This is a genomic window from Gloeocapsa sp. PCC 7428 (assembly GCF_000317555.1).
Classification (GTDB): Bacteria; Cyanobacteriota; Cyanobacteriia; order Cyanobacteriales; family Chroococcidiopsidaceae; genus Chroogloeocystis.
In genome coordinates this window covers 5,310,503-5,333,952 of record NC_019745.1, presented here as the reverse complement: position 1 = coordinate 5,333,952, position 23,450 = coordinate 5,310,503, and the positions used below count along the sequence as shown (strand labels likewise).

Sequence of the window (23,450 nt, the reverse complement as noted above, 5' to 3'; positions counted from 1 at the left end):
AGCATGATGTTTTCTGATCGCAATCAATCATCGCTTAAAGTAGAGCAAAAACAGCAAAAATCGCATCATCCCTTACTGCGTCCGCTGATTAACTTCTGGAAGTTTAGCTGTTACTATGCAGATTACAAAGCACGCATTTGGGATGTTAAATAGAGTACTTAACAGCAACTCGCCCCAGTCCGCACTGGGGTTTTTATTTAAATAGCGATCGCCGTAACTTGTTACCGTCGTTACATTTATTTACCTCAATTCAAGCGAGAATGAAAAGCTTATACAGTCCTATGGGGTAGTAGATGACATCAAGTAGCTGGGCATTAACACAAGGAGATGGACCAATCGTTGCTGTGGCGCTGCACGATGGTCACGATATCCGCGAAGAAGTCGCCCCGTTACTCAGCGTTACCGAAGCGGATCGCTGGCGCGAAGAAGATCCGTACACTGCGCATTGGACAAAGATTGCCGATACCAGAATTGTTGTACGGCGATCGCGGTTTGAATTTGACCTCAATCGTAGCCGCGATAAAGCCGTCTATATTAAACCTGAAGATGCTTGGGGATTAAAGGTTTGGAAAAAAAGACCACCCCGTGCGATCGTGGAGCGTTCTTGGGCAGAACACGACGCCTTCTATGCCATGTTAGAAAAAGTTTTGAGCGATATTGAACGTCGTCATCGTCGCTTCGTTGTATTTGAACTGCATACTTACAATCACTTGCGTTTTGGACCTGATTCACTACCCGCCGATCCGCGTTACAATCCAGAAATTAACATTGGTACAGGAACGCTCAATCGTCAGCGGTGGGCACCTGTTATCGACCGCTTTACGCAAGATTTGCGAGCCTTCAACTTTTTGGGTAGACATTTAGACGTCCGCGAAAATATTAACTTCTCCGGCGGTTACTTTCCCCGCTGGGTGCATCAAACCTTTCCTGATTCAGCGTGCGTTTTGTCGATTGAAGTCAAAAAATTTTTTATGAACGAATGGACAAATGAAGTAGACATCGTGCAATTAGATGCGATTCGTCAAGCGTTGCAATCTACTGTTCCAGGTATTCTAGAAGCTTTAAATCAAGTTGATGCAGATGTCGTCAACAACACTTATCAATTTGTTTAATTGCTGTGTTCTTTAAGTAAGAACATTGAACAGTAAAATTAAAACAATACCACCCATAAGCAGAGGACGCGAATCTCGCAGACCTACGGTTTAGAGGTTTGAGGCATGAGTGTAGAAGATCGGCGGATCGGGCTTGAGCAAGAATTTTTTCTTGTAGATGAACTTGGTGTCATTTCGCATTGCGGTGATGAATACTTACAGCGCTGTCAAGAAGTCGCAGTAGCCGAAGGACGTAACCCGCAACATTTTGCACCGGAATGGGTAAAAAGTATGGTGGAAATTAACACACCACCTGCTTACAGCGTGACAGAGTTAGCAACAGAATATCTAGGTAATCTTAAGGTGGCGCTCAAGGTAGCTAAGGAAATGAGTCTCAGACTTTACCCTTTGTCTACCTACCCGCTGCACGTCATGCCGACAATTCGCAATAAGCTATGGTATCACGTGCAAGTTCGCACGATTGGCTTCGATCGCTTTATGCACGCGGCGCGGTGTACAGGAACGCACATTCATTTAGATCTCCCAGCAGGAATCATTGACCGACGCGTAGGCGTGTCTTACAACTCTACACCCCAAGCACGCGAAGAACTGTTGAATATTTATAACTTGGCAACAGCGTTAGATCCATCATTGATTGTACTATCGCGGGCGTGTCCTTTTTACGAAGGACGCGTCATGAAATTTGCAGCGCATACCGTACGTTATCGCGGTAGTGACGTTTTTGGTTGGGAAGGAGTGTATACGCATTTGCAATCGGTTGGTGGATTACAGCCGTATGCAGCAGATATTGAAGAATTAGTCGAGTTACAGTTTGCGCGATACTACTCTTGGTTAGCCGCAATGGATCGGGCGGGAGTCGAACGACATTTGTTTAAAGAAGCTGGGGGAAATCTCCTCAAAGCGGCGTGGAATCGCGTGCGACTCAATGGAATTGGTACGGTAGAAATGCGCGGAACCGATAGCAACTACCCCCAAGTGATTTTAGCGATCGCCACGCTACTTTATCATGCAGCACATCGCGTGCGAACTGAACATCTGACTGTTAAACCGACTGAGGGATTACGCATCTTTGAGTTGAACGGCAATATCCTTGCTGTACCAGACTTTTACTATCTTGATGGTGACTTGCTGTATGCTGCGGTGACGGAGGGTGTTAAGAGTACTGAAGTTGTAGCATATTTAGATTCAATTCTTGATTTTGCACTCCAAGAAGGTGGGGAAGGATCGCACTATCTCAAAACATTAAGATCTGCGCTAGGAGAATACCAAACTACCGAAGCCGAAATTTTGCAAGACTTTTTCCCCACTACAGAAGAAATCTCGCAAGAAGACGGGTTAAGCTTGGTACGTCAGTGTTGCGACAAATTAGAACAGCAAGTTGCCTTTCTAGAACAATCGCATTTGGAGATGCTTGCGGAGTAAAGCTAGCACAAAGTCGATACAATCTCTGATGGGGCAGTAGGGAGTTTAGCTTGTGTTATGGTACTTCGATTGATGGCGATCGCGATTTTATTCGTTTTACTGACAGCTTGTAGTGGTGGAATGCAACCAAGCAATAAACTTGTCCAAAGCGCGATCGCACTGCAACTAGAACAAACGCAACAGCAACTCAGTAAACAACTCGGCGTCGATTTCCAAGGCTTAAAAGTCGAACACGTCAAGATTGAGCAACGCGAACCTATAGAAATTCAAAGTTCACCAGCCTATCACGTTCGCGGTACGTACGACCTCAAGCTTAAACTACCACGCACATTGACGCAAAAGCAAAATGCTTTTGATGTTTACTTGCAACGTCAGCAAGAAGGTAAGACATGGCGGCTGTTGATTCCGCAAAAAGATCCATCAACTTGGTTGAGTTATTTAATTCGATAATGGTAATAGGTCATTCTTACGACTTGGTTGAGCTATTTAATTCGATAATGGTGATAGGTCATTCTTAATAAATATTTTTACCAATTACCAGTCTCGCTCAAACACTGCACTAATTAGATCAATGCAAATTCCGCGCCTGCATCCAGACACAATTGAAGAAGTTAAGCAACGAGTTGATATCGTCGATGTGGTATCAGAACACGTTGTTCTGCGCAAGCGTGGTAAAGATTATGTAGGTTTGTGTCCTTTCCACGACGAAAAAACCCCGAGTTTCAGTGTTAGCCCAACGAAGCAGATGTATTACTGCTTTGGCTGTAACGCTGGGGGAAACGCCATCAAGTTTTTGATGGAAGTCGGGAAAAGTTCGTTTAGTGAAGTTGTCTTAGATTTAGCACGGCGCTACCAAGTACCCGTACAAACCCTCGCACCCGAACAACGCCAAGAACTACAGCGTCAATTATCGTTACGCGAACAGCTTTATGAGATTTTAGCGATCGCTGCTCAATTCTATCAACACGCCTTACGTCAACCGCAAGGAGAAACCGCGCTAGAGTATCTGCAATCGACACGCAAACTCAGCCTAGAAACCATTCAGCAGTTTGGGTTAGGTTACGCACCGACAAGCTGGGAAACGCTTTATCGCTACTTGGTAGAACAAAAGCACTACCCCGTGCAACTTCTAGAACAAGCAGGATTAATTCGCCAACGACAATCAAAAGACAGTTATTACGATTATTTTCGCGATCGCTTGATGATTCCAATTCATGATATCCAAGGGCGCGTCATTGGTTTTGGTGGCAGAAGTTTAGGCGATGAGCAACCCAAGTATCTTAACTCGCCTGAAACTCAATTATTCAATAAAGGAAAAACGCTGTTTGCCCTCGATCAAGCCAAATCGGCAATTTCGCACGCAGATCAAGCAGTCGTCGTCGAAGGCTATTTTGATGCGATCGCCCTCCACGCCGCCGGAATTACGAACGCAGTAGCTTCGTTGGGTACAGCGTTGAGTTTAGATCAAGTACGCCAACTCCTACGCTACACCGAATCAAAACAACTTGTGCTGAACTTTGATGCTGATGCTGCGGGAACGCAAGCCGCAGAACGCGCGATCGGCGAAATTGCAACTCTTGCGTATCGTGGCGAAGTCAGTTTGCGGATTCTCAATTTACCTGAAGGTAAAGACGCTGATGAATACCTACATACCTACACGCCCGAACACTATCGCGAACTCTTACAAAAAGCTCCATTGTGGTTAGACTGGCAAATACAACAAATCGTAGCAAACCGCGACTTGAAGCAAGCGGATCAATTTCAGCAAGTCGCCCAAAAAATGGTGAAGTTGCTTAAATTAATTGATAACAGCGATACGCGCAATCATTATATTTTTCGCTGCGCCGAGTTACTGAGTTTAGGTGATTCGCGCCTAATACCCCTACAAGCTGAAACTCTATCGCAGCAAGTCACACCCGTTCAAAGCAACCGCAAACCCCAACCATTTAAAAAGCAGCAATCGCCAGCTTTTCCCCTGACAAGCGATCGCAGTCTCCTCGAACAAGCCGAAGCTTTACTACTACGCATTTACCTACATTGTCCCGAACATCGTCAAGCAATTACCGAAGCTTTACAAGCGCGAGATCTACAATTTAGCCTCTCGCACCATCGATTTTTGTGGCAACAAATCTTAGCAGAAACTGCATTAGAAAATAACCCAGTATCATCTGACGCATCAGATCCCTTATTCTCGCGCCTCCAAACCCGCTGCTTACAATTTGAACGCGAGATGACTTCGATATCACACTTATTTTACTTAGATGAGAAAACCGAACACGATCTGCTGCGTGCGACTCAAGGAGTACAAGCGGCGATCGCGTGCATGGAACGCGTCATGTGTGAAAAACGCTATCGCTTATACCTCGAACTTTGGGAAGCGATCGATCCAAAAGAAGATCCAGAGCGATCGCGATCGTACTATGAACTCCTCTACACCGAACAGCGCCGCTTACAACAATTAGATCGACAACGCCAATTTTCCCTCACCGATCTCATTTAACAGCACCATATTAATGTACGGGCAAGGCAATGCCTTGCCCCGCGATGCATGATTGGCAATGCCTTGCCCCGCGATGCATGATTGGCAATGCCTTATCCTCTAATCTCTACGACACCACTGCATAAAACTAGAAAGCCACTCCTATATACCTACAGAGCATACGAGATAACCAAAACGTATCGCTCATAAACTACAGCACTTATGAATTAGGAGTAAAAACAATGGCTAACATCAACGGCACAATTTTCGATGACAGCATTAATGGTACAAACTACAGCGACAGCATATTTGCCAATGACGGTAATGACTATGTAAACGGTAAAGACGGCAACGATGTGATCGATGGCTGGAATGGTAACGATACTTTAGATGGTTGGAAAGGGAACGATACGCTCTATGGTTGGTATGGCAATGACGTACTATACGGCTATGACGGCAACGACAAGCTATACGGTGAAGCTGACAATGATACCCTTTATGGCGAAGCTGGTAACGACTTACTCGACGGTGGTTCCGGTGCTGATGCGATGTATGGCGGTACAGGTAATGATACATACATCGTCGATAGTTTTTACGATACCGTTACTGAGTACCAAAATGGTGGAAACGATACCGTTAAGTCTTCTGTCAGCTTTACCCTCGGCTCGTATGTCGATAATCTCACCCTCACAGGCTACGACGCAATTAGCGGTACTGGCAACAACTTGAATAACAAAATTGTTGGTAATAGTGCTGATAACTTCATTGATGGCTTGTCTGGTAATGATAAACTCTATGGAGATGCCGGAAATGATACTCTACTAGGCTACTACGGTAACGACTACATTGAGGGAGGTGCAGGCAACGATCGCATTGCCGGTGAATATGGTTACGATACGCTGGTAGGTGGTGTAGGCGCAGATACCTTTGTTTTCTACTCTCCTTACGAAGGTATCGATACAATTAAAGACTTCAAGTATTCAGAGGGAGACACAATAGAAGTCTCAGCTTCTGGATTTGGTATCACTCCAGGTGTCAACCAGTACAATGGTTTCAATTTCAACGGCGATACGGGTGCTTTATCGTTCAACGGCACGCAGTTTGCCACACTGCAACTCGGTTCAGGCTTTGTTCCTAGCCTAGACATTACCATCGTTTAAACACAAGTGTTTCAATTACTTGAGGCAATCCACCCAAAGGATTGCCTTATTTTCACAAGTCACTTTAAAAACACATCAAAGTTTCCCGTGTTTCTCGCCCTGTTGTTGGGTTAGTTCCTTTAGCTACTTTGCACAGCTTGTCTTGTTCGTCTCGGCGCAATAGCACGTCAGTAAAGTCAGCCCCATCAATAATCGCCTTGTCAAATTTAGCATTTGCCGCAAATGCACCCTCTAAAACCGCATCCTTTAAATTAGCATTACTCAACCGCGCTGAATCTAACGTCGCATTCGTCAAATTTGCGCCTTCGAGATTAGCTGACTCTAAGTTCGCTGCAAATAAACTGACACCTTCTAAATTTGCGTGGCTGAAATTGCTGTTACGCAAATTGGCATGATTAAAACTAGAGTCGGTTAAATCACGCCCTGAAAAATCAGAGTTCAGTAAAATTTCTTTGTTGTAATCAAGTGCGATCGCACTGGGAATACTTATATACAGTGGAGACGCGATCGCACTCACAACTAGCATCCAAAACGCTATCCAGCGACATACCCTGAATATAGTCTTTACCATCCAATCCTCTCGCCTATAAATCATTCTTATTCCAGCCAATGACAAACCCTCCTGCTTCTTATTATCCCGATATTGGTGTATTAGGAGAAGACCTCGTTGCACAATGGTTACAGTTACAAGGTTGCAAAATTCTGCATCGTCGCTGGCGCTGTCGTTGGGGCGAACTCGATATCGTTGCCCAACAAGAAGCTACCACACCATTCGTTACTTTTGTCGAAGTCAAAACTCGTAGCAGCGGAAATTGGGATGAAGGCGGGTTATTATCGCTCACACCACAAAAGCAAGCTAAACTTTATCGAGCAGCGACTTTTTACTTAACTCAATACCCCGACTTAAGCGCCTATCCCTGTCGCTTCGATGTTGCTTTAGTCTACTGTCAACGCTTAAACACTCATTCGCCACCACCAATAAATAAGCCAGCAATCTTTGAATCGCTGGCACTACAAGTTAGAAATACTCAATTCAAATTACTCTTGCAAGACTACATTCCCGCAGCATTTGAATTTTATTCACAGTTTTGAATCCTCAAGAGTTCTGACTAAAGGTGTTTTTGCTCAACACTCAGCATTCATAACTCTTTAAGCCAAAGTTTCTGGGCAATAACCTAATCCTCGTACAAATTGCTGGCGGAAAGCTTCAATCTCTTCGCGCTCTGGGCTACCATGAGAGACTATGGCAACTTGATAGCGACGCATGACATCAATCGGTGATTGTCCAGCTTCTAAACTCCAAAGCGCCATATTGACACGCATGGGAGGTTCGTAGGGAATTCCCAGTTCATTGAGAAATGCCCGAAAGTCTCCATCATCTTGAGCATTTAAGGGCGAGTTCATTTTGACTTTTACCACCCAGCCATCAATTTGATGGATCACGGTTACAAATCTGACCGATAAATGCTGTACTTTGTGTAGATATTCAACAATCCTCAAAGTGAGGCTGGCGTTTGCGAGGTAGTAAAGGTATTCCATTTCCGTGGTTGGGAGACGCACCAATCCGACACTTCTATTGTGCCGAAGATAGGCGCTTCATTAATAGGGGAAAACCACCCAATTTAACCTGGGTAGATTCACCCAATTAAATATGTAAGTATGAATTGTAAAAAATTAGCAAAAAATCTGCAAAACTACGGTATTTAAAAATAACAAGATGTGACTATAAACAATGTAAAAGCTGCGATGGCTTGGCGAAATCAGTAATAATACGGATTTTCGAGTTGAAAACGGCAATGCTGTAATATTTACACTCAAGACTATGTTGCGTCAATTATCTGCTCAAGAACAAGACCGCTTATTATCTGCATACGATTATGAATTACCCGAAGAGTTAATTGCCCAAAATCCCGCTGTACCTAGAGATAGCGCGCGCTTGTTAGTTGTTGATTCCACACGCCATCGCCATCATCGATTTTACGAGTTGCCACAACTGCTGCGATCGGGCGATTTACTTGTGATGAACAATACAAGGGTAATACCCGCGCGGCTGTATGGGCATAAGCAAAGTGGTGCAACTGTTGAAGTGTTACTCTTAGAAGAACGCCAGCACAATCAATGGTTAGCCTTAGTCAAACCAGGAAGGCGTTTACCGCCAGGGGCAACGATTGTATTTGCAGGAAACGCAACCGATCCTTTAAGTGCAACTGTATTAGAAACCGACGCGGCGACTGGGGGGCGGTTGTTGCAATTTGATGTTCCGCAAGAAATGTCTTTGCTGCAAGTGTTAGATCAATACGGGCAAGTGCCCTTACCACCTTACATTACAAATTCTCAAGCCGCCAGCGAACAATATCAAACAGTATACGCCGAGCAACCTGGTGCTGTCGCCGCTCCGACGGCTGGGCTGCATTTTACTCCAGAGTTACTGACACGCCTCAAAGATACAGGAATCCGTACCGCTTTTGTGACGCTACACGTCGGTGTGGGAACCTTTCGCCCTGTAGAAGTAGAAGACATCACAACGCATAAAATGCACGGGGAATGGGTAGAAGTCAGTGCAGATACTGTTGCGCAAATTCGCGAGACACAAGCCCAAGGCGGGAGAGTGTTTGCAGTGGGAACCACAGTGGTACGCTCATTAGAAGGTGCCGCAGTTTCAGGAGAATTGCAACCTTTTTGCGGAAAAACCAACTTATTTATTTATCCTGGTTATCAATGGCGCGTTGTCGAAGGATTGATTACAAACTTTCATCTACCTAAATCAAGTTTGCTGATGCTGGTAAGTGCATTAATTGGACGTCAGCGCCTTTTGGAGTTGTACCAAGAAGCGATCGCCGAGCGCTACCGCTTTTACTCGTTTGGTGATGCGATGTTGATTTTACCGCAATTTGAATCGATGTGTTGAGTTGCTTTCTTGACAATTGAGCGTAAAAATCGAAAATAGACGTCAATTTTGATTAACCTGGAAAAGATACCGCGATCGCGAAAAGTGGATCAGCAGGCAAAGGGAACTATGAAGCGCAAGCAAAAACAGATTTTAAAATCTCTATCACACGGCAGTGGTGTTTTTCTGTCTACTTTTTTACTGTCGGTTGGTGCTGTTGGTTTTGCTAACGCCGAATCCGTTATTCCCGATGCTTCTGAATCTAGGGCGGAAACAACTGTCTTAGCGCAACTTCAGCCACAATCTCCTCCAACAGCACAGGGAAATGCGCAGTCAATATCGCTGACGAATATTTTACTTGCAACTTTAGTTGTGCTACTAGGTGCGGCGTTAGTTTCACTATTTTTATTACGTAAGTCTGTCATTCGCGGTGTAGCCGATATTGTGATTATGCGGCTGAAAGAACTTGAAGACGTTCAAAACGGAATTGCTAACGCCGATCGCAAAATTCAGGGTATCTTACAAGATGCGGAAGAAATCTTAGACGAGATTAACCACGAAGCCGAAGAGTTACAGCAAGAGATCGCCGCACAACGCGAAAACTTATCACAGGTACTCGCTCATCTTTCGCAGTCGCAGCAACAAGCAAACGTAAAATTAGAGAATCAATTCAAAACTTCAGCACAAGCAATTAAAAAGCTAGAAAATGAGTTTGCGGCTCAATTGGCAAGTCTCAAGCAACAAACGCAGCAGCAACAAACTTTAATTTTACAGAATCTCAAACAGCTACAAGATGACTTTTCACCGCATCTTTTAGAAATTAGAACCGAAGTTCAAACGCAAAAAGATACAGTTCTACAACATCTAGAACAATCTCGCGTAGAGTTAATCAATCAATTAACACAAATTCAACAACAAACCGAGCAACAACGCAATGCAATTTTTCAAAATTTAGAACAAATTGTATCTGAATTTGCTCCTCAACTTTCAACATTACACGCCGAAGTTCAAGCCCAAAAAGATACCGTTATTCAGAACCTACAACGTTCAGAAACCGAATTGGCTGAACAAGTGGCACAAATTCAACAACAATTGCAAACACAACGCAGTACTATCTCACAAGACATTGAACGATTGTTAACAGAGTTTAATCCGCAAATTTCTGAAATTCAATCAGAAATTCAAAACAAAAAAGATGTTGTACTAGAAAATATCCGACAATCAGAAGTAGATTTAGCTGAACAGTTACAACAAATTCAGCAACAAGCTCAACAACAATATGATGAAACGCTAGATAATTTAGAGCAATTAGCATTAGGTTTTAGCCCAGACGTATCAGAAATTCAAGCGGAAATTCAAGAAGAAAAAGACGCAATTATCCAAAGCTTACAGCAAGCAAGAAAAGAATTCGCTGTGCAACTTGCGCAACTTCAACAACAAGCTCAAAAACAGCGCGATTTCTTATTGAAAAATTTGAAAAAACAAGCATCAGAATTGGTTCCGCAACTGACAGAATTACAAGCCGATGTTCAAGATGAGAAGGATGCAGCCATACAAAGCATCAGACAAACAGAAGCTGAATTTGTCTCGCAAATTTCCGAATTGCAATCAGAAATTCAAGAACAAAAAGGTGAAGCTGTCTATCAGCTAGAAGGTATAGAAACTGAGATAGAAGAACGGATTGCGGGTTTGCAAGATGAAGTGCAAAAACAACAAGAGCTTATCAGAAAAAATCTGAAGCAGCTAGAGGAAAATTTAGCACCCTATTTATCAGAAATTCAAACGGATGCTGTAGAGAAGTTACAGCAACAAAAAGATGCGATGTTAGAGGATTTGCAGCAACTCCAGACAGAAATCGCCGAACAAATCAAAGAATTTCAGGCGCGGATGCAAGCACAAATCGAGCAAGAAATTCAATCGCTGCGATCGCAAGCAACCGAGTTTGCAACTCAAGTCAGCGATTCGCAATCAGGAGTACAATCGCAGCAAAATGCGACAATCGAAAATCTGGAAAAATTAGCTTCCGAGTGGTCTAATCAACTCGCAGCACTTCAGTCAGAAATCACGAATCGCAAGGAATTAACGCTAGAAAACCTTGACAAATTAGAAAATAGACTAGAAACAGAACTTGCAGAAGTTAAATCGGATGCACAAGCGCGAAAAGAGCAGATTCTTCGACAATTGGCGGAAATAGCTCCAACATCAATCGCCCAAGCTGCATTAGCTGACGTATCACAGCAAATTCAAGCGCTATCCGAACAATTGGAATTGCTGAAAACAAACTATCCGCAGTTATTCATGCGTCCTGATGATTATATCAATCAGGGAAATGCGTTATTCGCTGAAGGACGTTATCAAGAAGCGATCGCCACCTACGAACAAGCATTAGAAATTCAGCCGAATAACCCTGATCTGTGCTATCAGCAAGGCTTAGCTTTATGGGAACTCAAGCAATACGAGTCAGCGATCGCCGCGTTTGACAAAGTACTCGAAATCAAGCCCGATGACGCAGCAAGTTGGTATCATCGCGGGCTAGCACTCAAAGAGTTAAAAAGATACGAAGGCGCATTTGCAGCATTTAGTCAAGTGATTCAAGTTCAACCAGAGAACAGCGATGCGTGGTTTAATCGCGGTATTGTTCTCAGTCGAATGAAACGCTACAAAGATGCGATCGCCTCGTACGATAAAGCGATCGAAATCAATCCGAATCATCATCTTGCGTGGGTCGATCGCGGGGTAGCATTAGGCAAACTGCAAAATCACGAAGAAGCTTTTCAATCGTTTGATCGTGCAGTACAAGTCAAACCAGATGACGCGGTAGCTTGGATGAATCGCGCCATGGCGTTAGAAGTTCTCGAAAAATTAGAAGATGCGATCGCATCGTATGATAAAGCGATCGAACTCGATCCCGACTACTACAAAGCTTGGAACGCCAAAGGCTATTTACTCGTTCAACTAGAGCGCGATCCAGAAGCCTTAGAAAGCTTCGATCGAGCTTTGCAAATTCAACCAGATTATCCTAATGCTTATTACAACAAAGCCATTTGCTACGCCTTCCAAGGACAAGTCAAATTAGCCCTAGAAAACCTCCAAAAAGCAATTGAACTCAATCCCAAGTATCGCGCCGAGGCCAGCAGCGATCCTGATTTTGAAAGTATTGCCACAACTCGCGGTTTTCGACAATTAATTGAAGGGTAACAGATGAAGGAGCAGAGGAGCAGAGGAAGCAGAGGAGAAATGATTATTAGACCTCTTACGTGAATACTTAAATTGTCATATTGAGCCTTTCACGGAGCCTGCCCTTGAGCAATAGCGAAGGGTTCAGAAGGACAAGGGTAGTTTTTTGATTCATGCAAGAAGTCTATTTTATTAGTCCACGCACCATCTTGACTTTGTAAATCAAGCCGCGACTTCAGTCGCCAGGCGTTTTCAGTAAGGATGATACCGTAAATGCAACAAGACAAAATGTTATGGCTAATCAAAGGAGTCGCAGGGTTACTCTGCGTTGGCTTTGGCTTGAGTGTCTTTGGTGAAGCTTTAAGCCGCAAAATTAGCGGTGAAGGTTGGTTTTGGATCGGGACACTTAGCCTTGTACTATTCAACTTTGGTTTATGCTTGATGTTTGATAGCCATAACCATCAACTGCGCATGAAGCAGCACAAAAGCGACTAGCGAATCGCGCTTTATGTCCAATACAGTATCCGCGCTTCAGGAAAACGGCGTGCAATTTCGCGCTCAAAGAAGCGACGTAGTGTTTTCATGTCGTCGGTATCATAAACATATTTTGTACCGCCAAACTTGTTACGCTTAACACTCCGCTTGTCTTCCTCCATATCAAGCTTCGAGTGCGGATACCAAGTTTGTAAGACTTCTTTAGATTTGGGCGTGAACCGATGCGAAATTAACTCAAAAGTCAAATCGCAACTAAAGTCCAAAGTTGTACTCATTTCATCGAATAGCCGCGTGTAGTGCAATTCCCAATCGTCAATTAGCATAATCGGCGCAATGACGATACCAACGGGATAACCACCACCGCCTTGACTGTGTGGTAAAGCTAATTTGCGTAATGCTTGCAGGCGCGATGCGACAGATGCAGTACCGCCTTCAAACCGCCCTGAAACAGGTGCAGCATTAACACTGACACGACACCGAGTATGTCCATTGTGCGGTAAGTCGATTAACTCATCAACTGCGTCAAACTTAGAAACCCAGCGTAGGTGAGCATCGCTGCGCGTACCAAAGTAACGGATACACTCAGCTAAACTACCTGTAAGGTGTTCGATACCGAGGGGATCGGTATAACAACTCACTTCAAATGTTGTTGCAGTATCAGGGCGTTCGTAGGTTGCCAAGTTTTCTAGAATTTGCGGTAAGTTAGCAAACACGCGAATCACTGGTGGACCTTGGAGACTACCCGCAAGATAACAATATTGACAATGCGCTGGACAACCTTCTGCAAGGTGAAATTGCCAATCGGCGGAAGGGGGAATTGGCCTTAGCTTGAAATGACTCGGTGGCGCGGTAACGACTGCAAGTGTCCGCTTAGCAATTTGATACGTCTCGCGTTCGGAATCGCCGCGTAAACCGGAAAGGCGATTTTGCGGTAGTTCCTCGATGGGTAAGTTAAGTGCCTGTACGCGTGATAAAATTTGTTGTCCCCACGGTTGATCGAGTGCCGCAGGTGTAAATAAGACACGCTCTGGCATCCATAAACGGGAAGAGTGGGCTGCTGGTTTGGTTAAAAGACTTGTCATAAGCTGGGTAAGTGGTGATGGGTAATGGGTAATTGGAAATAATACTGATTACTCATTACCTAACCTCAAAAGTGTGATTTCTAATTATGCTTATCTACTTAGTTCGATCTTAATTGCTGCACAATAGACTTGTAAGCTAATTCTGTAGCGGGTTTTACGCTATTTACTGTCGTGATTTGCTCCCTAGATTCTGGCAATTACAATTATTGTCAGCAGTTACCCCAGGAAGCGCCCAAAATGTTTTCTCATGCAAATGCTGATACAGATGTCATTGTTATTGGTAGTGGTATCGGTGGTTTAAGCTGCGCCGCATTACTCGCACGCTATGGCTTCGCGGTGACAGTCTGTGAAAGTCATTCGATTCCTGGGGGTGCAGCCCATGCGTTTGAGCGTCAAGGCTTCAAATTCGATTCAGGACCGTCGCTCTACTCTGGTTTATCTTACTCGCCTTCGCCGAACCCTTTACGTCAAGTCTTAGATGCGATCGCTGAAGAACTTCCGTGTGCTAATTACGATACGTGGGGTTGCTGCTTACCCGAAGGTGATTTTGATACGACTGTTGGCGCTGAGCAATTTTGTGAAGTTCTAGCAAGATTGCGCGGCGATCAGGCTGTTGCAGAGTGGCGCGAGTTACAGCGCGTCATGGAACCGCTTTCGCAAGCGGCGATCGCTTTACCGCCAACGGCTTTACGTTTCGATTTCGGTGCAATACTTACCGTGGGGCAATTTATTCCGGCGATCGCTCCCCATGCTACAAATCTTTTTAAATTAACCGGACCATTCTCGCGCATTATCGACGATGTGATTCGCGATCCTTTTATCCGTAATTGGCTAGGCTTATTATCCTTTCTGCTTTCTGGACTTCCTGCGGATAGCACTAGCGCCGCAGAAATGGCGTTTATGTTTGCTGATTGGTATCGTCCTGGTGTCAAACTAGATTACCCTATCGGAGGTAGCGGGGCGCTTGTTGCGGCTTTGGTAAGGGGATTTGAACGTTATGGCGGTAAGTTGCAGTTAAACGCGCACGTTGAGCAAATTGTGGTCGAAAATAATCAGGCTGTGGGAGTGCAGCTGCGTGGTGGGAACCAACTGCGATCGCGTCGAGCAGTAATTTCCAATGCCTCGATTTGGGATACACTCAAGCTGCTACCTCCTGAAACTGTACCAAAATTCCGCCAGCAACGCCAGGCAACTCCTGAGTGCGATAGCTTTATGCATCTTCATTTAGGAATTGATGCGACAAATATTCGCTCTGATTTAGCTTGTCACTATATTGTTGTTAACGATTGGGAATTAGGAGTTACCGCGCCGCAAAACGTTGTGCTGATCTCCATTCCCTCATTACTCGATCCGTCGCTTGCGCCCGCAGGAAAGCACGTTATTCACGTTTATACTCCTGGAAACGAACCGTATGCACTGTGGGAGAAAATGGATCGTCGCACTCAGAATTACACGCAACAAAAGCAAATTCGCGCCGAAGTGATGTGGCAAGCTTTAGAACGCATTATTCCTGATATTCGCTCGCGTTGCGAAGTCACCTTAGTAGGTACACCTCTCACTCACGAACGCTATTTACGACGTTATCGCGGTTCTTATGGTCCGGCAATTTCTGCTGGAGAAGGATTTTTTCCAGGATCGACAACGCCACTACCAGGCTTATTGTGCTGCGGAGACTCAACATTTCCTGGAATTGGTTTACCCGCAGTCGCTGCTAGCGGTGCGATCGCCGCAAATACACTCGCCCCCGTTACCAAGCATCTCGAATTACTGCGGGACATTGGGGCTAGAGGACCTTAGGCTAGGTTAAGAGAAGCAATCGATTAGAAAAGAAGCATGGCAATTTATCTTGATTCAGCATTAGTATCTGAAGCTGAAATAGCCGATAAACTCGGTTGGGTGAAAGGAATTACAACAAATCCCACATTGCTAGCAAAAAGCGATTTACCGCCAGAAATAACACTCAAAAAGCTCACAGCACTAACGTCAGGACCAGTTTTTTACCAAGTTATGGCGCATGAACTCGCAGATATGCTCAGCGAAGCGAGAAAGGCGCATGAGATTATTGGCGAACAAACAATTTTAAAAATTCCCGCAACAACTGTAGGATTTCAAGCTGTAGCGCGTTTATCTTCAGAAATTGATTGTTCTGTAACGGCAATTTATAGTGCAGCCCAAGCTGTCATTGCGAGTGAAGCTGGTGCAAAGATAGCGATCGCTTATGTCAATCGTGCAACTCGCTTGTTAGGCGATGGTATTGCCTTAGTGCGCGATATGGCAAGTGTCTTGAAAAATAGCAAGACGGAAATTTTAGCAGCTAGTATCAAATCTCCGCAAGAAGCCGCTGCTGCCATTCAAGCCGGAGCAGATCATCTCACACTACCGTTAGCAATGTTACAAGCAATGACAACTCACGAGTTTTCCGAAACAACAGTAAATGAGTTTACTAAAAACGGCATTGGCTTAAATCAATATTAGAGTGACAATCAGTTGATTCTGACCTCCAACCTCTAACCCCTGCTTTACTATATTGGCAACCGATTGATATCTCGGTTGGAACCAATCACAACCATCGCGCTTCCTCTTTCAAGGCGATCGTTTGGTTCTGGATTAATGACAAACTTACCGTTGTGACTGACGGCGATCAGATTTAAACCGAAGCGACTGCGCAGTTTCAAGTCAGCGATCGTTTTGCCGTGAAATTCGTCGGGTACGATAATTTCCACAATACTATTATCTGGGTCAAGGTCAAAGCGGTCTAAAATTGCTGGTTTTGTGAGCGATCGCGCTAACGCACATCCTGCTTCATACTCTGGAAAGACAACGTGATCGGCTCCCACGCGCTGAAGTAACTTGTAATGGACTTCCGAAGACGCTTTCGCAACAACGTGAGGAACACCACCTTCTTTCACGTTTAGTGTCGTTACTATGCTCTCTTCAAGATAGTTACCAATCGCAATAATTACCGTATCAAATTCAAAAACTCCCGCCTCTTTTAGTGCTGTGGGTTGCGTCGAATCGAGTTGAACAGCATGGGCGGCGATCTGATCAGTCAATACTTGAGCAACTCTTTTTTCATCAATATCCGTTGCTAACACATCATAACCCAAATGATACAGTGTTGAACATACCGCTCTACCAAATCGCCCTAGCCCGATCACCGCGAATTGATGATTACCTTGGCGCAGACTGCGGAAAAAACCTAAAGAAGATAGATTCACGCTTGATCCCTTAAACGAGAAAACTCTGTACGATTCAAACCATGTTTAAAATGCTTGATTTCTACCCTAGCAGGTGTGTGGTTCGCTTCGTAACTAGACAACCAATAATTCTTCTACAACTATCCTACTAATAGGTTTTCTTCGGGGTAGTGAATTGCACGAGGGCGCGGATCTCCTAATAGTGCAGCCATCAGTAGCAAAATTCCGACTCGTCCTACATACATTGTCGCGATTAAAATGAGCTTACCAGCACCAGAGACACTCGCTGTGATTCCGGTTGACAGTCCCACTGTGGCAAATGCAGAAACAACTTCAAACAAGATTTGGATAAAGTTTACCGTCGGATCTGTAATCGAGATTAATATTGTTGCTAATATAACTGTTATTGTGGAGCCAACGACAACACCAATAGCCTTTAATATTAAGGATATGGGAACTTGTCGCTGATACATTTCGACTTCTTCTTTGCCTTGTAAGATCGCTTTAGTACAATTTGCTAACACTCTAGCTGTCGTTGTTTTAATTCCGCCACCAGTCCCACCAGGGCTAGCACCAATGAACATTAAGGCAATCGTCAAAAAGAGTCCGGCGGTTGTCATGCGACCAATATCTATTGTATTGAAACCTGCGGTTCGTGTTGTAACTGATTGAAACCAAGCTAAGACTAATTGGTTGCCGAAACTTATATTACCAAAGGTATCAGGATTTCTAAGTTCGATGAATAGAAAAGCAATCGTTCCCATAACAAGTAATGCTAATGTTGTACTTGTTGCGACTTTAAAGTTAAGCGAAAAAACCGTGCGATAAGGTTTTCTTAAGAAGCGATCGCGCATCCATAAATACACCTCAAAAATGACTGGATAGCCGATACCACCGAGAATAATCAACAGCGAAACAGGAATAATCAGAGGTAAATAAAACTGATATCTTATGTAACTATCAGAAAACAAACTAAATCCTGCATTATTCCAAGAATTAATGCTATGAAAAATTGCTAGCCATAAAGCTTGATTAAACCGATAATCGGCGTTGAATGTTGGCAGTAGTAGTAAGACTCCTGTAATTTCCATAACCGCTGTTAAAGCAATTATGGAACGTAAAATTTGCGTACTACCGTGAATTCCTGGGCGATCTAAAGATTGTTGAATCGCAATTTTATCTTTAAGGCTAAACCTCCGCCCCAAGAGTAGTAATAGAAAGGTGTTGGCTGTCATATAGCCAAGTCCACCAATTTGCACCAAAGCTGCTAAAAAAAACTGACCCCAAAAGGAAAAGTAGGTTCCAGTATCGACAACTCCTAACCCAGTTACGCAAACAGCGGAAGTCGCAGTAAACAAGGCAACAATTGGGTCATTCCACGTTCCGCTGCTGGTCGAAAAAGGCATCATCAGCAAAAGCGTTCCGACCGCAATTACAGCGAGAAAACCGAAGCAAATCGAGCGAGAAACAGTCATAGGTTGAGAAAATCAAGGGAGAGATCGCAAAAAAAGCTCAACTCAATTTAAACCACACATGGTAGCCTACGAGTATCATTTGCTAGGCTAATTGTTTTTTTGAGTTCATGAGTGCAACACTAAATCAACGAATTCAGCAATTTTATGACGCTTCGTCAGGACTGTGGGAACAAATTTGGGGCGAACATATGCATCATGGCTATTATGGTGCAGCAGGCAACGACAAAAAAGAGCGCCGACAAGCCCAAATTGACTTAATTGAGGAATTACTCAAGTGGTCTGACGTGCAGCAAGCCGAAAAGATTCTAGATGTAGGCTGTGGAATTGGTGGTAGTTCTTTATATTTAGCAGAAAAGTTTCAAGCTCATGTGACAGGAATTACGCTTAGCCCTGTACAAGCGGCAAGAGCCACCGAACGCGCTCAAGCTGCCGGATTGAGTCAAAATACACATTTTCAAGTCGCAGATGCCTTAAATATGCCGTTTGCAGATGCAACTTTTGACTTTGTGTGGTCCTTGGAGAGTGGCGAACATATGCCTGATAAAGTGAAGTTTATGCAGGAGTGCTATCGGGTACTCAAGCCTGGTGGTAAGTTGCTGATGGTGACTTGGTGTCATCGTCCAACAGATGGTGTTGCAGGGGAACTAACGGCGGATGAACGTAAACATTTAGAGGAAATTTACCAAGTTTATTGTTTGCCTTATGTGATTTCGTTACCTGAGTACGAAGCGATCGCCCGCAATCTTGGCTTACAAGATATTCGCACGGCAGATTGGTCTAAAGCTGTTGCGCCGTTTTGGAATGTTGTGATTGACTCCGCGTTCAATCCTGGCGCGATTTTGGGGCTGCTGTTTTCAGGATGGGGTACGATTCAGGCGGCGCTGTCTTTGGGATTGATGAGTCGCGGTTATGAACGCGGGTTGATTCGGTTTGGTTTATTGTGTGGTCAGCGGGGCATGGCAATGCCTTGCCCGTAGCGATCGGGAATCAGAAGGGCAAGGCATTGCTTTGTTTGTATCAGAGGTTGGTTGAAATCAGAGGGGCAAGGCATTGCCTTGCCCGTACAGAGGTTGGTTGATGAGTCAGGTGTTTGAGCAAGAGTTAAAGCAATTAGGGTGGCGTGGCTGGTTGTATGCATTGTGGAAGTTTGCCCGTCCGCACACGATTATTGGCACGAGTTTGAGCGTGTGGGGGGTGTATCTCATTACTTATGCGATCGCTTCTTCCTCATATCGTATCGATTTACTCGCGCCTTTGGGGGCTTGGATTGCTTGTCTATGTGGCAATGTTTACATTGTGGGACTGAATCAGCTAGAAGATGTGGCGATTGACAAAATTAACAAACCACATTTGCCGATCGCATCGGGTGAGTTTTCGCAACGCATGGGTCAGATTATTGTCGCAGTCACAGGGGGGCTGGCGCTACTCTTGGCGTGGGTGTTGGGACCATATTTATTCGGGATGGTGGCGATTAGTTTAGCGATTGGGACTGCGTATTCTTTACCACCAATTCGCTTGAAGCGGTTTCCGTTTTGGGCGGCGTTGTGTATTTTCTCGGTACGGGGTGCGATTGTGAATTTGGGGCTGTTTTTGCATTTTAGTTGGGTGTTACAGGGCGATCGCGCAATTCCTCCTGCTATTTGGGTATTGACAGCGTTTATTCTAGTGTTTACGTTTGCGATCGCAATCTTTAAAGATATTCCAGATATCGAAGGCGATCGCCAATATCAAATCACAACTTTGACGATCAAGCTAGGACAAAAAACCGTCTTCGATTTGGCACTTTGGGTACTTACCGTATGCTATTTGGGAATGTTGCTGGCGGCGTGGCTACCTCAAGTCAATACTGTATTTCTGATGAGTACTCATTTACTTTTATTGGGGTTGATGTGGTGGCGAAGTAGACAAGTTGATTTACAAGATAAAAGTGCGATCGCGAGTTTCTATCAATTTATTTGGAAACTCTTTTTCCTGGAATACCTAATTTTCCCTGCTGCTTGTCTGCTAGCTTAAAAAAAACAGGCTACTTTTCTGCAAATGACTGACACGCCTCAACTTACCGTATTTGCAATTACCGTCGTCGGAATTGGGTTAACGATCCTGGCTTTCTTTATCCGTGAGGGAGTCATTACCTCCAACATTTACAAGCAGGGAGTCAAACTTTATCAAGACAAAAATTACAGCGCCGCCGAAGCCGCGTTTCGTCAAGTAATTGCGCGTCACCCAAGTAATGATTTAGCGCGGTTGTTGCTAGGAGATACTCTACTACAGCAAGATCGCGTAAAAGATGCGATCGCCACTTGGCAAGAACTAACAAGCCGCGCACCAAAAAATGTTGACGCGCATCTGCGTTTAGGAATGGCGTTGCTAAAATCGAATCAATTAGAAGAGGCGATCGCCTCTCTTGAAACTGCTAAAAACTTACTTCAAGCCCAACGCAATCGGCAAAAAGCCCAAACCGTCGCCCAACTTCTCCAAGAAATTCATCAGCAGCAAAAGATTGAATAACAGGTAATAGGGAACCAAGCGAAAGGTGCGGGGGTTTACCCGTTGTAGCAACTGGTGTTAATCGGGAAGCAATTAGCATTTTTGTTGCATGAAAGCCAATGGAATACTAAGAGCTATCAATGACCGATGACCGATTACCAGTTACCAAAAACCAATTACCAGCCATTATGAATGCTCAAGGCAAAGTTTATCTTGTCGGTGCAGGATTAGGTAATGTCGGCTATCTTACGGTAAAAGCGCTACAACTTTTAGCGCAAGCTGAAGTTTTGATTTATGATGCGCTTGTTGATGACCAACTATTACAGTTAGTCCCAAAAAACTGTCTTAAACTCGATGTGGGAAAGCGTGGCGGAAAACCGAGTACACCGCAAGCAGAAATTAACCACCTATTAGTAGAACATTGTCAACGTGGTAAACAGGTTGTTCGACTAAAATCTGGCGATCCATTCATTTTTGGGCGATCGGCGGCTGAAATTGATGCTTTAATGGCTAATAACTGTCGATTTGAAGTTGTCCCAGGAATTTCCTCAGCTTTAGCAGCCCCCTTACTTGCAGGAATACCTTTAACCGATCCGACTATAAGTAGCTGTTTCGCGGTTTTTACTGCGCACGAACCGGAAAAACTCGATTGGGAAGCACTAGCGCGGTTAGAAACCCTCGTAATCCTAATGGGAGGGAAACAATTATCAACAGTTGTACAGCAATTATTACACTACGGGCGATCGCCGCAAACTCCTATAGCGATTGTTAAGTGGGCTGGAACTCAAAAACAACAAACTTGGACGAGTGACTTAGCAAATATTCAAACAGTCACAGCAGGTGTTTCACTTTCACCGGTTGTGATGATTATTGGTGAGGTTGTTGCGCTCCGAGAGCAGTTAAATGCAAAGATAGAAATTGAATTTCCGGCTCTTGATATGTTACCTGACCAACCTCTGCACGGTAAAACAATTCTTGTGACACGATCAGCAGGACAATCTAGCAATGCACGCGATCGCTTGGCGATGCTGGGTGCTAATGTGATTGAAATGCCCGCGCTAGAAATTGGTCCGCCTTCGAGTTGGGAAGACTTAGATCGGGCGATCGCTCATATCGCGGATTTTGATTGGTTAATTCTTACTTCCACCAATGGTGTAGAGTACTTTTTCGCAAGATTAGCAATACAAGGTAAAGATGCGCGGGCTTTAGCAGGAGTCAAAATTGCTGTAGTGGGTGAAAAAACTGCCCAAATCTTAGCACAACAAGGTTTACAGCCCGATTTTATTCCTCCTAACTTTATTGCTGATTCTTTAGTCGAACACTTTCCCGAACCTTTACAAGGAAAAAAAGTCCTGTTTCCACGCGTCGAAACTGGCGGGAGAGAAGTTTTAGTCAAAGAGTTTACCATGAAAGGTGCAGACGTTGTCGAAGTTGCCGCGTATGAGTCGCGTTGTCCGCAAAGGATTTCCCCAGATGCGTTAAAAGCTTTACAACAGCAAGCCGTTGATGTGATTACGTTTGCAAGTTCCAAAACTGTTCAAAATTTCTGTCAGTTGTTAGCGAATCATGGCGGTGCTAATTTAGACTCTGTTTGTATTGCATCAATTGGACCTCTCACTTCTAAAGCGTGTCAGCAACAATTTGGGCGAGTCGATATTGAAGCTACCGAATATACTTTAGAAGGGCTTACACAAGCAATCGTGCAGTGGGTACAGCGATGACGACTCACCGTCGTATTATTGGTTTAACAGGTGGAATTGCGACAGGAAAATCGACCGTTGCACATTATTTAGCGACGCACCACCATCTACCAATCTTGGATGCAGATATTTATGCACGAGAAGCGGTTGCAATGGGTTCTCCGGTTTATGATGCGATCGCCCAGCGCTACGGTTCAGATCTATTCCTCAAAGATGGTTCGCTGAATCGCAAGCAGTTAGGAGATATTATTTTTAATAACGCAGAAGAACGAACTTGGTTAGAACAACAAATTCATCCTTATGTCCGCGATCGCTTCGCTGAAGCAATGCAACAACCGTATCAAACAATCGTCTGCGTGATTCCGTTATTATTTGAAGCAGGTCTTACTCATTTAGTTACAGAAATTTGGGTTGTGGTTTGTTCTCCACAACAGCAACTTGCAAGATTGATGCAACGCAATCAACTCACCCGCGAACAAGCACTAGCCCGTATCAATAGTCAAATGTCACTAGCAGAAAAAGCATCCCGCGCTGATATTGTTTTAGATAACTCCTCTACACCAGAAGCATTACTACAACAAGTTGATGCAGCTTTGTTATCAACAATAGATCTTCTACAGGAATCGCAGACGCCCTGCAACTAAAGTCGGGGCTATCGAAACGAAGTACTAGGATAAGAGTTTTATGCGTTGAGTCCACGAAGGTGGACTTCGTTTGTCTAGCGGTGAATTCATTCGCCAAGCTTATCAGCAGTCTCGTTGGGGTAGTTAGGACATT

The 23,450-nt window shown here is 44.3% G+C and carries 22 protein-coding genes; 17 read left to right on the top strand and 5 right to left on the bottom strand.

The features are described from left to right. Nucleotides 1–3 precede the first annotated feature (3 nt). The 6 genes from GLO7428_RS28075 (at nt 4) to GLO7428_RS23415 (ending at nt 6,173) form a co-directional block, all read left to right on the top strand. A complete protein-coding gene (locus GLO7428_RS28075; RefSeq protein ID WP_015191074.1) occupies nt 4–153 on the top strand; it encodes a hypothetical protein in 150 nt (49 codons plus the stop codon). Between the two features lie 140 nt (nt 154–293). Then, nucleotides 294–1,112 (top strand): N-formylglutamate amidohydrolase, encoded by an 819-nt coding sequence (locus tag GLO7428_RS23435; protein WP_015191073.1) that lies wholly within the window; start codon nt 294–296, stop codon nt 1,110–1,112. Between the two features lie 105 nt (nt 1,113–1,217). Then, nucleotides 1,218–2,534: a glutamate-cysteine ligase family protein gene (locus GLO7428_RS23430; protein ID WP_015191072.1), complete on the top strand. Its 1,317-nt coding sequence runs from the start codon at nt 1,218–1,220 to the stop codon at nt 2,532–2,534. 57 nt (nt 2,535–2,591) lie between these two features. Beyond that, entirely contained in the window at nt 2,592–2,984 is a 393-nt protein-coding gene (locus tag GLO7428_RS23425; protein WP_015191071.1) for a hypothetical protein, read from the top strand. Nucleotides 2,985–3,105: 121 nt separating this feature from the next. Next, nucleotides 3,106–5,034 (top strand): DNA primase, encoded by a 1,929-nt coding sequence (gene dnaG / locus GLO7428_RS23420; RefSeq protein WP_015191070.1) that lies wholly within the window; start codon nt 3,106–3,108, stop codon nt 5,032–5,034. Nucleotides 5,035–5,255: 221 nt separating this feature from the next. Further along, a complete protein-coding gene (locus tag GLO7428_RS23415) occupies nt 5,256–6,173 on the top strand; it encodes a calcium-binding protein (protein ID WP_015191069.1) in 918 nt (305 codons plus the stop codon). Nucleotides 6,174–6,237: 64 nt separating this feature from the next. On the opposite strand, the gene GLO7428_RS23410 is transcribed toward GLO7428_RS23415, so the two are convergent. Then, nucleotides 6,238–6,744 (bottom strand): pentapeptide repeat-containing protein, encoded by a 507-nt coding sequence (locus GLO7428_RS23410; RefSeq protein WP_015191068.1) that lies wholly within the window; start codon nt 6,742–6,744, stop codon nt 6,238–6,240. A gap of 38 nt (nt 6,745–6,782) precedes the next feature. Between GLO7428_RS23410 and GLO7428_RS23405 the strand changes: the two genes are divergently transcribed. Beyond that, nucleotides 6,783–7,265, top strand: coding sequence for a YraN family protein (locus GLO7428_RS23405; RefSeq protein ID WP_015191067.1), 483 nt, complete (start codon nt 6,783–6,785; stop codon nt 7,263–7,265). Nucleotides 7,266–7,322: 57 nt separating this feature from the next. Here the strand turns inward: GLO7428_RS23405 and GLO7428_RS23400 are convergent, their stop codons facing one another. Further along, nucleotides 7,323–7,712 carry a hypothetical protein gene (locus GLO7428_RS23400; protein ID WP_041918745.1) on the bottom strand — a complete coding sequence of 130 codons (390 nt, stop codon included), beginning with the start codon at nt 7,710–7,712 and terminating at the stop codon, nt 7,323–7,325. Between the two features lie 283 nt (nt 7,713–7,995). On the opposite strand from GLO7428_RS23400, the gene queA reads away from it, so the two are divergent. From queA to GLO7428_RS23385, 3 genes are all read left to right on the top strand, one after another. After that, entirely contained in the window at nt 7,996–9,081 is a 1,086-nt protein-coding gene (gene queA / locus GLO7428_RS23395) for a tRNA preQ1(34) S-adenosylmethionine ribosyltransferase-isomerase QueA (RefSeq protein ID WP_015191065.1), read from the top strand. Nucleotides 9,082–9,189: 108 nt separating this feature from the next. Further along, the gene (locus GLO7428_RS23390) at nt 9,190–12,258 is read left to right on the top strand and encodes a tetratricopeptide repeat protein (RefSeq protein WP_015191064.1); all 3,069 of its coding nucleotides are present in this window, start codon (nt 9,190–9,192) and stop codon (nt 12,256–12,258) included. A gap of 252 nt (nt 12,259–12,510) precedes the next feature. Then, complete coding sequence (locus GLO7428_RS23385; RefSeq protein ID WP_015191063.1) at nt 12,511–12,732, top strand: hypothetical protein; 222 nt, start codon at nt 12,511–12,513, stop codon at nt 12,730–12,732. 11 nt (nt 12,733–12,743) lie between these two features. Here the strand turns inward: GLO7428_RS23385 and GLO7428_RS23380 are convergent, their stop codons facing one another. Further along, nucleotides 12,744–13,814, bottom strand: a complete 1,071-nt coding sequence (locus GLO7428_RS23380) for a spore photoproduct lyase family protein (protein WP_015191062.1) — start codon at nt 13,812–13,814, stop codon at nt 12,744–12,746. A 237-nt stretch (nt 13,815–14,051) separates the two neighbouring features. On the opposite strand from GLO7428_RS23380, the gene GLO7428_RS23375 reads away from it, so the two are divergent. Continuing rightward, nucleotides 14,052–15,611, top strand: coding sequence for an NAD(P)/FAD-dependent oxidoreductase (locus GLO7428_RS23375; RefSeq protein WP_015191061.1), 1,560 nt, complete (start codon nt 14,052–14,054; stop codon nt 15,609–15,611). A 36-nt stretch (nt 15,612–15,647) separates the two neighbouring features. Next, nucleotides 15,648–16,289, top strand: coding sequence for a transaldolase family protein (locus GLO7428_RS23370; RefSeq protein WP_015191060.1), 642 nt, complete (start codon nt 15,648–15,650; stop codon nt 16,287–16,289). A gap of 47 nt (nt 16,290–16,336) precedes the next feature. Here the strand turns inward: GLO7428_RS23370 and GLO7428_RS23365 are convergent, their stop codons facing one another. Together GLO7428_RS23365 and GLO7428_RS23360 are read right to left on the bottom strand one after the other, a co-directional pair. Beyond that, nucleotides 16,337–17,032 (bottom strand): TrkA family potassium uptake protein, encoded by a 696-nt coding sequence (locus tag GLO7428_RS23365; protein WP_015191059.1) that lies wholly within the window; start codon nt 17,030–17,032, stop codon nt 16,337–16,339. Between the two features lie 119 nt (nt 17,033–17,151). Continuing rightward, nucleotides 17,152–18,486, bottom strand: coding sequence for a TrkH family potassium uptake protein (locus GLO7428_RS23360; RefSeq protein WP_015191058.1), 1,335 nt, complete (start codon nt 18,484–18,486; stop codon nt 17,152–17,154). Between the two features lie 107 nt (nt 18,487–18,593). On the opposite strand from GLO7428_RS23360, the gene GLO7428_RS23355 reads away from it, so the two are divergent. The 5 genes from GLO7428_RS23355 (at nt 18,594) to coaE (ending at nt 23,317) form a co-directional block, all read left to right on the top strand. Continuing rightward, a complete protein-coding gene (locus tag GLO7428_RS23355; protein WP_015191057.1) occupies nt 18,594–19,463 on the top strand; it encodes a methyltransferase domain-containing protein in 870 nt (289 codons plus the stop codon). Between the two features lie 100 nt (nt 19,464–19,563). Further along, on the top strand, nt 19,564–20,499 hold the full coding sequence (locus GLO7428_RS23350; protein ID WP_015191056.1) for a homogentisate phytyltransferase: 936 nt from the start codon (nt 19,564–19,566) through the stop codon (nt 20,497–20,499). A gap of 24 nt (nt 20,500–20,523) precedes the next feature. Further along, complete coding sequence (locus GLO7428_RS23345; RefSeq protein WP_015191055.1) at nt 20,524–20,994, top strand: tetratricopeptide repeat protein; 471 nt, start codon at nt 20,524–20,526, stop codon at nt 20,992–20,994. Between the two features lie 119 nt (nt 20,995–21,113). Then, on the top strand, nt 21,114–22,694 hold the full coding sequence (gene cobA / locus GLO7428_RS23340; protein ID WP_015191054.1) for a uroporphyrinogen-III C-methyltransferase: 1,581 nt from the start codon (nt 21,114–21,116) through the stop codon (nt 22,692–22,694). Further along, nucleotides 22,691–23,317: a dephospho-CoA kinase gene (gene coaE / locus GLO7428_RS23335; protein ID WP_015191053.1), complete on the top strand. Its 627-nt coding sequence runs from the start codon at nt 22,691–22,693 to the stop codon at nt 23,315–23,317. Before cobA ends, coaE begins: the two co-directional genes overlap by 4 nt. Nucleotides 23,318–23,450 lie beyond the last annotated feature (133 nt).

Bases quoted from the DNA above. Each gene is read 5' to 3' on its own strand.
- GLO7428_RS28075 (WP_015191074.1), top strand. From the start codon at position 4: ATGATGTTTTCTGATCGCAATCAATCATCGCTTAAAGTAGAGCAAAAA.
- GLO7428_RS23435 (WP_015191073.1), top strand. From the start codon at position 294: ATGACATCAAGTAGCTGGGCATTAACACAAGGAGATGGACCAATCGTT.
- GLO7428_RS23430 (WP_015191072.1), top strand. From the start codon at position 1,218: ATGAGTGTAGAAGATCGGCGGATCGGGCTTGAGCAAGAATTTTTTCTT.
- GLO7428_RS23425 (WP_015191071.1), top strand. From the start codon at position 2,592: ATGGTACTTCGATTGATGGCGATCGCGATTTTATTCGTTTTACTGACA.
- dnaG (WP_015191070.1), top strand. From the start codon at position 3,106: ATGCAAATTCCGCGCCTGCATCCAGACACAATTGAAGAAGTTAAGCAA.
- GLO7428_RS23415 (WP_015191069.1), top strand. From the start codon at position 5,256: ATGGCTAACATCAACGGCACAATTTTCGATGACAGCATTAATGGTACA.
- GLO7428_RS23410 (WP_015191068.1), bottom strand. From the start codon at position 6,744: ATGGTAAAGACTATATTCAGGGTATGTCGCTGGATAGCGTTTTGGATG.
- GLO7428_RS23405 (WP_015191067.1), top strand. From the start codon at position 6,783: ATGACAAACCCTCCTGCTTCTTATTATCCCGATATTGGTGTATTAGGA.
- GLO7428_RS23400 (WP_041918745.1), bottom strand. From the start codon at position 7,712: ATGGAATACCTTTACTACCTCGCAAACGCCAGCCTCACTTTGAGGATT.
- queA (WP_015191065.1), top strand. From the start codon at position 7,996: ATGTTGCGTCAATTATCTGCTCAAGAACAAGACCGCTTATTATCTGCA.
- GLO7428_RS23390 (WP_015191064.1), top strand. From the start codon at position 9,190: ATGAAGCGCAAGCAAAAACAGATTTTAAAATCTCTATCACACGGCAGT.
- GLO7428_RS23385 (WP_015191063.1), top strand. From the start codon at position 12,511: ATGCAACAAGACAAAATGTTATGGCTAATCAAAGGAGTCGCAGGGTTA.
- GLO7428_RS23380 (WP_015191062.1), bottom strand. From the start codon at position 13,814: ATGACAAGTCTTTTAACCAAACCAGCAGCCCACTCTTCCCGTTTATGG.
- GLO7428_RS23375 (WP_015191061.1), top strand. From the start codon at position 14,052: ATGTTTTCTCATGCAAATGCTGATACAGATGTCATTGTTATTGGTAGT.
- GLO7428_RS23370 (WP_015191060.1), top strand. From the start codon at position 15,648: ATGGCAATTTATCTTGATTCAGCATTAGTATCTGAAGCTGAAATAGCC.
- GLO7428_RS23360 (WP_015191058.1), bottom strand. From the start codon at position 18,486: ATGACTGTTTCTCGCTCGATTTGCTTCGGTTTTCTCGCTGTAATTGCG.
- GLO7428_RS23355 (WP_015191057.1), top strand. From the start codon at position 18,594: ATGAGTGCAACACTAAATCAACGAATTCAGCAATTTTATGACGCTTCG.
- GLO7428_RS23350 (WP_015191056.1), top strand. From the start codon at position 19,564: ATGAGTCAGGTGTTTGAGCAAGAGTTAAAGCAATTAGGGTGGCGTGGC.
- GLO7428_RS23345 (WP_015191055.1), top strand. From the start codon at position 20,524: ATGACTGACACGCCTCAACTTACCGTATTTGCAATTACCGTCGTCGGA.
- cobA (WP_015191054.1), top strand. From the start codon at position 21,114: ATGACCGATGACCGATTACCAGTTACCAAAAACCAATTACCAGCCATT.
- coaE (WP_015191053.1), top strand. From the start codon at position 22,691: ATGACGACTCACCGTCGTATTATTGGTTTAACAGGTGGAATTGCGACA.